Consider the following 10,756-nt stretch of genomic DNA (forward strand, 5'->3'; position numbering starts at 1 on the left):
ACCCCGGTTGTCAGGCCCGCACCGCGAGCCGGACCACTGCCCGGCCCGGCACCGCATCGCTGACCAGTTCGAAGCCGGCGGCCAGGAACAGCTTCAGCGTTCCCTGGTAGAGGTCGACCGGGCCGGCCTTCGGCCGCAACTCCGGAACCACCGGGTAGCCCTCCACGATGCCGGCTCCGTGAGTAGCGGCGTGGCCGACGGCGGCGCGAAGGAGCGCTGCCGCCACACCGCTGCGGCGGTGGCCCGGCGCGACGACAAAGCAGCTCACCGACCAAACGGGCTCCCCAAACCCGTCCCCGGGAGGGCCAAGGACAGCAGGACCTGCCGCCTTCACGACCTGTGAACGCAGGATGCGCGGGTAGCAGTCCCGGGGTTCGACTGCGCACCAGCCCACCGGCTGTCCGCCCCGGAAGGCGAGGACTCCGGGTGCCGGCGCGCCGTCGTCGAACTTTTCCCGCAGTTGGTTTTTGCGGTCCCCGGGAGTGGAGTCCTTCCACTCCGCGCCGGTGAGGGCAAAGAACCTGCACCAGCAGCGCGAGGGTTCCCCGCGGATTCCGAAGAGGCGTTCGACGTCGGGCCAGTCGGCCGGCGCCGTGGTCAGGGGGCCCGGGACGCCGGATTGCTCGGCATTCATGGAAACAGGCTAAACCTTGTGGGAGCCTTCCGGGCGGGCCGGGTCGGGACGGCGCTGAGGCCGGCCGGCCTTCCGGGACGGCCGGTCAGGGGGTCCACTCGGTGCTTCGGCGCAGTGTTACCTGGCCTGTGACGACAGGACCGCCGTCGTGGTGTCCGTCCTCTCCGCCGGATCCGGAACCCAAGGTGCTCAAGGTGGCCAGGCGGCCGATTTCCTCGAGCGGCAGGCGGACGGTGGAGAGGCCGGGGCGGAAGTCCCGGAGGGTTTCGATGTCGTCGAACCCCGCGATCAGGGCGTCGCGGGGAACCTTGAATCCCTGCGAGCGCAGCGCGGCGGCCGCGCCGATGGCCATGACATCGTTCGCGGCAAAGATGCACAGGTTTGGCTTTGCGCCTCCGCGCGCCGCTTCGCCTGTCCGGGCGTTCCGGATCCGTTGAGCCAGTTGGAGCCCCGCCTCGTAGCCGCCGGCGCGGTTGAAAGATGCGCGGAGGACTTCGGCAGCGGGCCTCCCGGCGGCTGCCAGGCCGGACTGGAAACCGCGGATGCGGTCGTCGGAAGTGATCAGGCCCTCCGGTCCGCCGATGATGACGAAGTCACCCGAATGGCTCGCTGCCAGCTTGCCGGCAAGGGCCGCTGCCAACTGCTCGTTCGGCACCTCCACCAGGTGATAGCCTTCCAGCGCGCCGGCTCCCACGACGGGCTGCCCAACCACGCCGACATGTCCGCCGTTGCGGCAGTAGCGGTCCAGTTCGGCGGCAAGTTCAGCATTGCCGTTGGCATCCTCCGGCCGGCTTGAGCGTGAGCCGGCAATGACAATGGCGTCGGCACGCCTGGCCGCGAATGCAGCTACTGCTTCCTTCTCATCGGCCGGGGTTCCGCCCGTGGTGGCCAGCAGCACCATCTTGTGCTGTTCGCGTGCCACTTCCTGAACCCCCCGGGCGATGGCCGAGAAGTAGGGGTCCGCGATGTCGTGCACAATCAGGCCCACAAGGCCGGAGCTGGACTTGGCAAGGGCCTGCGCCTGGGCATTGGGAATGTAGCCCAGGGTCGCGGCGGCCTGCCGGACCCGCTCGGAAACGCCGGGACCCGGTTTTCGGGCAGACCCGTTGAGGACGCGTGATGCAGTAGCCGGCGAAACACCGGCCAGTCGTGCCACCTCGGTGAGGGTACTTGCAGCCACGGGTATCTCCTGTTCAACCAACATGCTCGTAGTGCTCATTATGGCAGTTGCGGCGACTTTCGGGAAAGCGCTTGCCATCCCCGGCGCGAGGATGCATGATGAATGCAGTGGGAATGCGCTTTCCCAACGAGCACTACGAGCTTACGATCAATGGAGGACACATGGGCTTCGAAACAAAGACGATCCGTATCGCCATGAACGGCATTACCGGCCGGATGGGCTACCGCCAGCACCTGCTGCGCTCCATCCTCCCGATCCGCGATGCCGGGGGTTTTACGCTGGAGGACGGCACCAAAGTGCAGGTGGAGCCCATCCTGGTGGGACGCAATGAAGCGAAGATCCGGGAGCTGGCCGAGCTGCACAAGGTTTCGGAGTGGAGCACCGACCTGGACGCCGTGATCAAGGACCCCACGGTCGATGTCGTCTTCGATGCGTCGATGACCAGCCTCCGCGCCGCCACGCTGAAGAAGGCCATGTCCGCCGGAAAGCACATCTTCACCGAGAAGCCCACCGCGGAGACCCTGGAAGAGGCCATCGAACTGGCCCGCATCGGCAAGGAAGCCGGAGTCACGGCGGGCGTGGTCCACGACAAGCTGTACCTGCCCGGCCTGGTCAAGCTGCGCCGCCTCGTGGACGAAGGTTTCTTCGGCCGCATCCTGTCCATCCGCGGCGAATTTGGATATTGGGTGTTTGAAGGCGACGTCCAGGCAGCCCAGCGCCCGTCCTGGAACTACCGCAAGGAAGACGGCGGCGGCATGACCACGGACATGTTCTGCCACTGGAACTACGTCCTGGAAGGCATCATCGGCAAGGTCAAGAGCGTCAACGCCAAGACCGCAACGCACATCCCGGCCCGCTGGGACGAAGCCGGCATGGAATACAAGGCCACGGCAGATGACGCCTCCTACGGCATCTTCGAGCTCGAAACCCCGGGCGGCGACCAGGTCATCGGCCAGATCAACTCCTCCTGGGCCGTGCGCGTCTACCGCGACGAACTGGTGGAGTTCCAGATCGACGGAACCCACGGTTCCGCCGTCGCCGGCCTGAACAAGTGCGTCGCCCAGCAGCGCGCGCACACGCCCAAGCCGGTCTGGAACCCGGACCTGCCCGTCACCGAGTCCTTCCGCAGCCAGTGGCAGGAAGTGCCGGCCAACGCCGACCTGGACAACGGCTTCAAGCTGCAGTGGGAAGAATTCCTGCGTGACGTCGTCGCCGGCCGCGAACACCGCTTCGGCCTGCTCTCCGCCGCCCGCGGCGTCCAGCTGGCCGAGCTGGGCCTGCAGTCCAACGACGAGCGCCGCACCATCGACATCCCGGAGATCACGCTCTGATGACCTCGCTGATCCTTCCCACGCACGACGGCGGAACCCGCGAGTACCGGCTTCAGCAGGCCACCGCCTGGTCCCGGCCCTCGGCGCCCATCACGTCACGGCATGCTTACGCCGCCGCCCACGTCATCCCGGAAGTCACCGCCGATAACACTCCCGGCGCTCCGGCCCGGCTCGACTGGGACGCCACCCTGGCCTACCGGCACGAGCTGTGGTCCTACGGCCTGGGCGTGGCGGATGCCATGGACACCGCCCAGCGCGGCATGGGGCTCGACTGGGCCGCCACCGGGCAGCTGATCAAGCGCACCGGCGCCGAGGCGGCTTCGGTTGTCGCGGCCGGTGGCGGCGCCACTGCCGGTAAGTCCGTCCGCGACCTCGTCTCCTGCGGCGCCGGGACTGACCAGCTGGATCCCGCTGCCCTGCCATCAGGGGCCGCCGGCATCAAGGCCGTGCTGGACGCGTACCGCGAGCAGGTCGCCGTCGTGTCCGAGGCCGGGCCGAAGGTCATCATCATGGCCTCGCGGGCCCTGGCCCAGGTGGCCAGCGGTCCCGAGGATTACCTGAAGGTGTACTCCACCCTGCTGCAGGAGGCGGAGAAGCCGGTGATCCTGCACTGGCTCGGAACCATGTTCGATCCGGCCCTGGCCGGATACTGGGGTTCTGACGACGTCGCCACGGCCACTGAAACGTTCCTGTCCCTGATCCGCGAGCATGCGGACAAGGTCGACGGCGTCAAGGTCTCGCTCCTGGACGCTGCACACGAAGTTGCGCTGCGTGGGGCGCTTCCCGAAGGCGTCCGGCTCTACACCGGCGACGACTTCAACTACCCCGAACTGATCGACGGCGACGGCACGCACCACTCGGACGCCCTCCTGGGCATCTTCGCCGCCATCTACCCGGCAGCCTCGGCGGCGCTGCAGAGCTATGACGCCGGCGACGCCGGAAAGGCCCGCGCCATCCTGGACTCCACCCGGGAACTGGGCAAGCACATCTTCAGCGCCCCCACGTTCTACTACAAGACAGGCATTGCGTTTATGTCTTGGCTCAACGGCAAACAGCCGGGCTTCCAGATGGTGGGCGGGCTGCACTCGGGCCGCTCGGTGGTCCACCTCGCGAAGACCTTCGAACTGGCCGACCAGGCAGGGCTGCTGAAGGACCCGGCCCTGGCCGCGTTCCGGATGTCGGACTACCTGCGCATCAACGGAGTAGGAGTATGACATTGAATTCAGGACCGTCCCCTTTTTCCAGGCTTTCCCTGAACAGCGCCACCACCAAGAAGTGGACACTGGCCGAGGCTGTGGACGGCTGTGCCCGTGCTGGGATCCCCGCCATCGGCCCCTGGCGCGACCGGGTGCACGAAGCCGGCGTGGACAATGCGGCCAAGCTCATCAAGGATGCCGGCCTGCGCGTGTCGTCGCTGTGCCGCGGCGGCTTCCTGACCGCGGCCGACGCCGAGGGGCAGGCCGCCGCGCTGGCGGACAACCGCGCCGCCATCCTTGAGGCGGTGGCACTGGACACCCGGGAGCTGTTCCTGGTGGTCGGCGGGCTCGCGCCGGGGGAGAAGGACGTGGTTGCCGCCCGCCAGCGCGTCGCCGACCGCCTCGCTGACCTGGTGCCGTTCGCCGTGGAGAACGGCGTCCGGCTGGTGCTTGAACCGCTGCACCCGATGTACGCCGCGGACCGTGCGCTGATTTCCACCCTGGGCCAGGCCCTGGACCTTGCGGCGCCGTACGGCGCGACGGCGGTGGGCGTCGCCGTCGACACCTTCCACGTGTGGTGGGACCCGGAGCTGAAGGCACAGATCGAACGGGCCGGGCGGGAGGACCGGATTGCCTCCTACCAGGTTTGCGACTTCAACCTGCCCATCGCCGCCGACGCACTGCTGTCCCGAGGCATGATGGGCGACGGCGTGATCGATTTCGCGACCATCGGCACCTGGGTCCGCGACGCCGGATATACGGGCGACATTGAAGTGGAAATTTTCAACCAGGAAATCTGGGACGCCGACGCGGACGCCGTCCTGGCGACCATGAAGGAGCGCTACGCGGAACTCGTCCTGCCGTACGCCTGAGCGGCCGGCTAACCGGCCGCACCCAGGTCCTGCCGGCCCGGTGCCGCGCATCGCGGTACCGGGCCGTCTCGGCTGTCCCTTAACACGGCGGTCAGTGGCGCGTATCGTCGTGGCAGGAGGAATTCACATGACCGATCAGATCAAGGACGCGGAAGCGTCCGTGCTCGTGGAAGCTCCCCGGAACCGGGTCTGGAAGGCCCTCACCGATCCGGGAATCGTCAAGCAATATTTCCTCGGCACGAATCTCACCACCACCTGGCGGGAAGGCGACCCCGTGACTTTTGCGGGTGAGTGGAAAGGCAGGAGTTACGAGGACAAGGGCGTGGTGCTGGAAAACAGGCACGAAGAACTGCTGCGCATCAGCCACTACAGTCCGCTGACAGGGCTTCCGGATGTACCGGAGAATTATCACACGGTGGAGTACCGGCTGGATGAGAAACCAGCGGGTACGCAGGTGACCATCACGCAGGGAAACAACAAGAGTAATTCCGAGGCCGAGGAGTCCGCCAAGCTCTGGGAAATGGTGCTCGGGAACCTGAAGGAACTGTTGGAGCGCTGACTAATGACAGAGATTCCCGACGAAGACGGCAGCGCCCGAGGGGACGACGGTATGTCCCGGCCGATGGAGGAAGCCGCGCGCGACTCGGTGGCGGGCGACCTCGCCGCAACGATCGAGCCGGAAATCGCCGGGCTGGATGACACCCCGGAAGGACATCCCGGGGGCGCCGACCCCGGCGGCGCCGACCACGGATAATTAGTGTCGGTTCTGCAAGTTCCTACCCGGACCGTTCGGTCAGCACTCTCCTCCGGTGCGCCGCGGCGCGGAGCTGAATAATTCTGGCTGCTCCTGCAAGTGCCACCAGAACGCCGCCGCCCACCGCCGCGATGAAGAGCGCGACGCCAAGCGACACGGCTCCTTCGAGGCCGAAAAATCTCACCTGCACGTAATCCTGGTTCTGCAGGATAAAAACGATGAGCAGGACCATGAGCACCAGGGCTGTGGCTACGGCTGCCCAGACCATGCCCGCACGCGTCACGCGCCGGTCCTCGGCAGCAGGCTCCGTATTGCGGGGGACGGCCGGGGCAGTGGGATCGTATGTCGGTAGGCCGGTACCAACTTCCCGCCCTGGTTCCGTCCCTGGTCCGGATCGTCCGGTTTCGCCCGGGTCGCTGCGGCCTACTCCGGGGCTGGGCGGCGGTGCTGCCGGGGCAACTTCATTCGGATCTTCTTCATACGAGTGCTCAGTCATTCGATCCATCCTCTCCGGTCCATCCTCTCCGAGGCTACCGCCGCGGCGGCAGGTGCGGCGCCGGCGCCACATCGGTTGAGCCGGCGCCACACTGAAATCATAAGCATGCTTAGCGTGAAACGGCGGCAATGTACTCGGAAGACGAAAAGCGGGCCTTCGCCTGCGTTGCCGCAAGACGAAAGCCCGCTTCCATTTTGTGCCCCAGGAGGGAATCGAACCCCCGACCGGCGGATTACAAGGTTGGCGATTCAGATGAAGAAGAATCATCGAATGTCATACCGTTCACCCCACATCGCTGGCAGCCCGCTGGTGACCAGCCGCTAAGGAAGACAGCGTGAACCCGGCAATGGCGCCGGCCGCTGTCGGAACCATCATCCAGTATGCCGAGGACCTAGCCGAGCTTCCCCTCCTGTCCGTCATCATGGCAGACCCGGGAGGGCAAGACCCCCGGGAAGAAGAGCGACGCCTCGTCCTGCAGCGGCGGGCGGACTTCGGTTCAGAGCCTGCCTGGTATGCGGCCAAGGGGGTCGGCGTCTCCGCCGTCGGACCTGACGGCGTCGAGGACCGAACCCACTACGGGCCGTTCCTGGTCATCTGGCTGCCGCCCGCCGTCGAGGTCGCCGCGTGAGCGCCATCCAGTTCGCCCCAATGCCGGCCCCAGAGCCGGACAGCGAACCCCTGACGTCCTTCCGTGAGTGGCGCCGCGCCGTCGATGCCGCCGCCGCCCTCCGGGACGCCATGAAAGGCCGGCGCGTCCGCTTCGTCGGCATGTTCCGCAACGCTTCCCATCAGCCCACCGGCCGGATCAAGGACGTCACGTCCGCCGGCTTCAAGATCCTCTGGGACGGCTCGACCGTCGCTGAGTGGATCGACCCCGACAGCGTGGTGTTCATCTAACCCAGCGCGCATAAAAGCCGGTCCAGGATGTTCGAGCATCCCGACCGGCGTGGCAACCAGCTCCCGGCTACGGAACTCTGATCGCGGCACAAGTCTATCTACTGCCGCGCCCAATTTCCATACCCTCAGCTGTGCTGCCCGAAAACATATCGAGGCGGTACGGCTACCCCGCCTGGCAGCACAGCCACACAACACGCTAAGCCTGATTTCATGGGCTGTTTACTGGGTCAGAGCCAGTTCCTTTTCGAGCGCACGGGCAGGGTCCATAAAGCGAGCCTGAAGGCCGCACATGCGAAGGAGTGCCAAGACCGACCGTGAACCAGATTCACCAGATCCGTGCGCACATGCCGCCACTGCCCAGGAGTAATGCCCTGGGCCTTGCTAGCTGCTCTCCAGCAGCCAACCGACGACAACCGACCGACCGACGCGGTGTCTCACCAGCTTGCCTTGAACGAACATCAGAATCTTTTTTCCCGTTGTTCCGACAAGGCAGGCCCCTGCCCTCCTCGCCCCTCCCTCCCTCTGCGGTGATGGCAACGAAAAAGAAAAGGGCCTGCATAGCAGGCCCTCAAAGGAGGTCAAACCTTCCAGAATATCGACCTCCAAACAAGGTCAATTCGGTGTAAAAACGTAGCGAAAACACACACTAATACGGGGGCAATAAATGAACACGGAAGACACGCTGAAGTACTGGATTGCTTGCATGAAAGCAGCCGACCTGACACCGAAGACGATCCGCGAGCGCGTGATCTTCATCCGCCAGCTGGCTCGGGACGCGGACCTGTACACAGTGACCAGGCGGGAGCTGATCATCTGGACGGCTGCTCAGAACTGGTCCAACTCGACGCGCGTCCATCGCCGTTCCGGCCTCCATACGTTCTTCGCCTGGATGCAGGACGAAGAGCTGCGCTTGGACAACCCGGCCTACCGGCTGCCGAGGGTCGCAACCAGGAAGCGTGAGCCCAACCCCTTCAGCGTCGACGAGATCAACGCCCTGCTCAACGGCGGGATCTACCGGAAGACCCGGGTCATGGTCGCCCTGCACTATTACCTCGGATTGCGGGTCTCCGAGATAGCGGCCGTCAACGGCGATGACATCGACTGGGACGCCCGGACCCTATCCACGGTGGGCAAGGGCCGGAAGGCGGCCACCCTGCCCGTACCGGCGGCTCTCTGGCCCCTTTTCCTCCAGATGCCACGGAATGGCTACTGGTTCCCCAACCGGACAGCGAACAAACTGCACGCCGCCGGGGAGGGCCACATCATGGGCAACTCCGTCTCCGGCCTGATCGGGGACGCGATCAAGCGGGCCGGCCTCAAGCACCGGCCCCATGACTTGCGGGCTTCCCTGGCCACTGAGATGCACGACGCCGGAGTGAGTTCCTTCGTGATCCAGAAGGGCATGAGGCATTCGAACATGGACACCACCACGATCTACCTGCGGCTGAGGCCGGAGCAGCTCCGGCACGGCTTCGACCAGCTGCCCGCCGTCACCATTCCCGAACGCTCCGGCCGTCAGAAGGCCGTACAGCTCGCGGCCTGACATGCCAAAGGGTCCGGACACATCGTGTCCGGACCCTTTTTCGCGCGTGCCCCAGGAGGGAATCGAACCCCCGACCGGAGGATTAGAAAGCCTCTGCTCTATCCCCTGAGCTACTGGGGCCGGGCGGCATTAATCGTAGCAGTTACTATTTGCTTGGGCCGTCGTCGCGCCCTTTCGACATATAGGGGGATTTCTAACATGAATGCCAACACCCAGCAGAAGTTCGATATTGCCGTTCCAGGCACAGTGGATAGCGTCTACGCCACTGTCTTGAAGGTTGTCTCCGAGGGCGCCTACAAGAAGGTGGAGCCCGCGGAATTTACCAAGATGGTCTCATTCCGGACGGGAGCGTCGCTGATGACGTGGGGCCAGCGCTGGATCGTTCAGGTAGCCACCGGGGTGGACGGCCTTCCGCACGTCATCGCCACCATCACCCCGCGCAACGGAGGCCAGCAGTTGGATGCTGCCAGGATTGCCAAGCTTTCAAACGAGTTCTACCAGAAGATTTCCGCCGCCGCCCAGGTCAGCTAGGCAGCGCCCGCCAGGAACGCCGCCACGGTGTGATTCGCGTGCCGGTCCAGGTTGTGCCGGCCGCGGTCATACCTCGCCGTGATCCTCGGGTCAGAGTGCCGGGCGGCGATCTGGACATCGCGGAGCGGGGCGCCGGCATCCAGGCATGCCGTGACGAACGAGTGCCGGAGCCCGTGCGGAGTGATGTGCTTATCGATCCCGGCCTTCCGGCACAGCCGTGCTACAACACCGGCCGCGGCCTTGCGGTTCATTGGCTGGCCGTTGGACTTCCGGAGCAGCAGCGGGCCGGACACCCTTTCACCGGCTGCGGCGTCCAGGGCGCGGATGACTTGGACGGGCAGCGGGACCGTGGCCGGCTTCCCACCCTTGCCGACCAGCTTCAGCACGCGGTGGCCGCGTTCCTCGTGCCGGTAGTCCTCCACCCGGACGGCGCACGCTTCGGAGACGCGGAGCCCAAGCATGCCCATGAGGACGATCAGCGCACCGTCAGTCGGGTGGGATGCCTTCGCCGTCTGAATCAGCGCGCCCAGCTCCATCCGCTCCAGCCCCAGGGTGGAGGATTCGTCCATGTACAGCCGCGGGGTCCGGAGGTGCTCGGCTGGCGACTTCACGATGTAGTCATCGATGGCCGCGAAGCGGTAGAAACCCTTCACGACCGAGGCGTGATGGGCGATCGAGGCCGGCTTGTTGTGGCGATCCTCCTCGAGGTAGCGGAGGAAGATCTCCAGGTGATGGCGTTTGACGTCGGTCAGCAGGTCCAGCCCGTTGCCCTTGCACCAGCGCCACAGGACCCGGAGCGTGTGCTCGTAGGTCTTCCGGGTGGTGCCCGCGTAGCGGGCGAGGTACCCCGCCACGGCCAGATCGGTGCTGGTCAGGTTCCTGTTTGAAGGCAGGCCAATGAGAGTAGTGTTATCCACGTCGTCATCCATTCGTGCTTAGGGGTGCAAATGGTGACGGCATAAAGGCCCGTTCAGTCTGCCAAGGACTGGGCGGGTCGCCGTCGTTTTGGGAAAGATCCCAGAGTACGCCGAAAGGCCCCTCCCGGGCAATAGCCGAGAGGGGCCAATCAGTTATTCGAGCTGGTGCATAACCGGATTTATGTGCCGGGTATCAGAATACCGAAGCGACGGCCTGCCGAGCGGTCAGATACTGGATCTCATCCTTGCTCAGACCAGCTTTCGCGGACAGATCCGTCACCCGCTGGAGTCGTTCGCGGTACATCGCGGACCTCCAGTCCTCACCGTGCATCCGCTCCGCCTGTGCAACCTGCTTGGCATAGAACTTGATCATCCGGGCGAAACCGAACGTCTCCACATGGGCTC

14 protein-coding genes and 1 tRNA gene are annotated in these 10,756 nt (G+C 65.4%); 9 read left to right on the forward strand and 6 right to left on the reverse strand.

The window, feature by feature from the left end; all coding sequences use genetic code 11:
* Nucleotides 1-10: 10 nt before the first annotated feature.
* Both J7I92_RS05295 and J7I92_RS05300 read right to left on the reverse strand, forming a co-directional pair.
* Nucleotides 11-634 (reverse strand): GNAT family N-acetyltransferase, encoded by a 624-nt coding sequence (locus tag J7I92_RS05295; protein ID WP_214838294.1) that lies wholly within the window; start codon nucleotides 632-634, stop codon nucleotides 11-13.
* A gap of 85 nt (nucleotides 635-719) precedes the next feature.
* Nucleotides 720-1,814 carry a LacI family DNA-binding transcriptional regulator gene (locus J7I92_RS05300; RefSeq protein ID WP_214838297.1) on the reverse strand — a complete coding sequence of 365 codons (1,095 nt, stop codon included), beginning with the start codon at nucleotides 1,812-1,814 and terminating at the stop codon, nucleotides 720-722.
* Between the two features lie 161 nt (nucleotides 1,815-1,975).
* Between J7I92_RS05300 and J7I92_RS05305 the strand changes: the two genes are divergently transcribed.
* From J7I92_RS05305 to J7I92_RS05325, 5 genes are all read left to right on the forward strand, one after another.
* On the forward strand, nucleotides 1,976-3,145 hold the full coding sequence (locus tag J7I92_RS05305) for a Gfo/Idh/MocA family protein (RefSeq protein ID WP_214838300.1): 1,170 nt from the start codon (nucleotides 1,976-1,978) through the stop codon (nucleotides 3,143-3,145).
* The gene (locus J7I92_RS05310; protein WP_214838305.1) at nucleotides 3,145-4,359 is read left to right on the forward strand and encodes a dihydrodipicolinate synthase family protein; all 1,215 of its coding nucleotides are present in this window, start codon (nucleotides 3,145-3,147) and stop codon (nucleotides 4,357-4,359) included. The genes J7I92_RS05305 and J7I92_RS05310 overlap by 1 nt, the downstream gene beginning before the upstream one ends.
* Nucleotides 4,356-5,213: a sugar phosphate isomerase/epimerase gene (locus tag J7I92_RS05315; protein ID WP_214838308.1), complete on the forward strand. Its 858-nt coding sequence runs from the start codon at nucleotides 4,356-4,358 to the stop codon at nucleotides 5,211-5,213. The genes J7I92_RS05310 and J7I92_RS05315 overlap by 4 nt, the downstream gene beginning before the upstream one ends.
* Nucleotides 5,214-5,340: 127 nt before the next feature.
* Entirely contained in the window at nucleotides 5,341-5,772 is a 432-nt protein-coding gene (locus J7I92_RS05320; protein WP_214838311.1) for an SRPBCC domain-containing protein, read from the forward strand.
* A gap of 3 nt (nucleotides 5,773-5,775) precedes the next feature.
* Nucleotides 5,776-5,967: a hypothetical protein gene (locus J7I92_RS05325; RefSeq protein ID WP_214838314.1), complete on the forward strand. Its 192-nt coding sequence runs from the start codon at nucleotides 5,776-5,778 to the stop codon at nucleotides 5,965-5,967.
* Nucleotides 5,968-5,989: 22 nt separating this feature from the next.
* Here the strand turns inward: J7I92_RS05325 and J7I92_RS23720 are convergent, their stop codons facing one another.
* Nucleotides 5,990-6,463, reverse strand: coding sequence for a lipopolysaccharide assembly LapA domain-containing protein (locus tag J7I92_RS23720; protein WP_251039505.1), 474 nt, complete (start codon nucleotides 6,461-6,463; stop codon nucleotides 5,990-5,992).
* A gap of 334 nt (nucleotides 6,464-6,797) precedes the next feature.
* Between J7I92_RS23720 and J7I92_RS05335 the strand changes: the two genes are divergently transcribed.
* The 3 genes from J7I92_RS05335 (at nucleotide 6,798) to J7I92_RS05345 (ending at nucleotide 8,903) form a co-directional block, all read left to right on the forward strand.
* Nucleotides 6,798-7,091: a hypothetical protein gene (locus J7I92_RS05335; RefSeq protein ID WP_214838317.1), complete on the forward strand. Its 294-nt coding sequence runs from the start codon at nucleotides 6,798-6,800 to the stop codon at nucleotides 7,089-7,091.
* Complete coding sequence (locus J7I92_RS05340; RefSeq protein WP_214838320.1) at nucleotides 7,088-7,360, forward strand: hypothetical protein; 273 nt, start codon at nucleotides 7,088-7,090, stop codon at nucleotides 7,358-7,360. The genes J7I92_RS05335 and J7I92_RS05340 overlap by 4 nt, the downstream gene beginning before the upstream one ends.
* Nucleotides 7,361-8,063: 703 nt before the next feature.
* Nucleotides 8,064-8,903 carry a tyrosine-type recombinase/integrase gene (locus tag J7I92_RS05345; RefSeq protein ID WP_214838323.1) on the forward strand — a complete coding sequence of 280 codons (840 nt, stop codon included), beginning with the start codon at nucleotides 8,064-8,066 and terminating at the stop codon, nucleotides 8,901-8,903.
* Between the two features lie 47 nt (nucleotides 8,904-8,950).
* On the opposite strand, the gene J7I92_RS05350 is transcribed toward J7I92_RS05345, so the two are convergent.
* Nucleotides 8,951-9,023, reverse strand: a tRNA-Arg gene (locus tag J7I92_RS05350).
* A gap of 78 nt (nucleotides 9,024-9,101) precedes the next feature.
* On the opposite strand from J7I92_RS05350, the gene J7I92_RS05355 reads away from it, so the two are divergent.
* Complete coding sequence (locus J7I92_RS05355; RefSeq protein WP_214838326.1) at nucleotides 9,102-9,434, forward strand: hypothetical protein; 333 nt, start codon at nucleotides 9,102-9,104, stop codon at nucleotides 9,432-9,434.
* Here the strand turns inward: J7I92_RS05355 and J7I92_RS05360 are convergent.
* Together J7I92_RS05360 and J7I92_RS05365 are read right to left on the reverse strand one after the other, a co-directional pair.
* A complete protein-coding gene (locus J7I92_RS05360) occupies nucleotides 9,431-10,351 on the reverse strand; it encodes a tyrosine-type recombinase/integrase (protein ID WP_214838329.1) in 921 nt (306 codons plus the stop codon). The genes J7I92_RS05355 and J7I92_RS05360 overlap by 4 nt on opposite strands.
* A 193-nt stretch (nucleotides 10,352-10,544) precedes the next feature.
* The gene (locus tag J7I92_RS05365; protein WP_214838331.1) at nucleotides 10,545-10,748 is read right to left on the reverse strand and encodes a hypothetical protein; all 204 of its coding nucleotides are present in this window, start codon (nucleotides 10,746-10,748) and stop codon (nucleotides 10,545-10,547) included.
* Nucleotides 10,749-10,756: the final 8 nt, after the last annotated feature.

Origin of the sequence: Arthrobacter sp. ISL-72 (assembly GCF_018613755.1) — a bacterium.
Classification (GTDB): domain Bacteria; phylum Actinomycetota; class Actinomycetes; order Actinomycetales; family Micrococcaceae; genus Arthrobacter.

Excerpts from the sequence above, each read along its gene's own strand:
- J7I92_RS05295 (WP_214838294.1), bottom strand. The coding sequence starts at position 634 with ATGAATGCCGAGCAATCCGGCGTCCCGGGCCCCCTGACCACGGCGCCG.
- J7I92_RS05305 (WP_214838300.1), top strand. The coding sequence starts at position 1,976 with ATGGGCTTCGAAACAAAGACGATCCGTATCGCCATGAACGGCATTACC.
- J7I92_RS05310 (WP_214838305.1), top strand. The coding sequence starts at position 3,145 with ATGACCTCGCTGATCCTTCCCACGCACGACGGCGGAACCCGCGAGTAC.
- J7I92_RS05315 (WP_214838308.1), top strand. The coding sequence starts at position 4,356 with ATGACATTGAATTCAGGACCGTCCCCTTTTTCCAGGCTTTCCCTGAAC.
- J7I92_RS05320 (WP_214838311.1), top strand. The coding sequence starts at position 5,341 with ATGACCGATCAGATCAAGGACGCGGAAGCGTCCGTGCTCGTGGAAGCT.
- J7I92_RS05325 (WP_214838314.1), top strand. The coding sequence starts at position 5,776 with ATGACAGAGATTCCCGACGAAGACGGCAGCGCCCGAGGGGACGACGGT.
- J7I92_RS23720 (WP_251039505.1), bottom strand. The coding sequence starts at position 6,463 with ATGACTGAGCACTCGTATGAAGAAGATCCGAATGAAGTTGCCCCGGCA.
- J7I92_RS05345 (WP_214838323.1), top strand. The coding sequence starts at position 8,064 with ATGAAAGCAGCCGACCTGACACCGAAGACGATCCGCGAGCGCGTGATC.
- J7I92_RS05355 (WP_214838326.1), top strand. The coding sequence starts at position 9,102 with ATGAATGCCAACACCCAGCAGAAGTTCGATATTGCCGTTCCAGGCACA.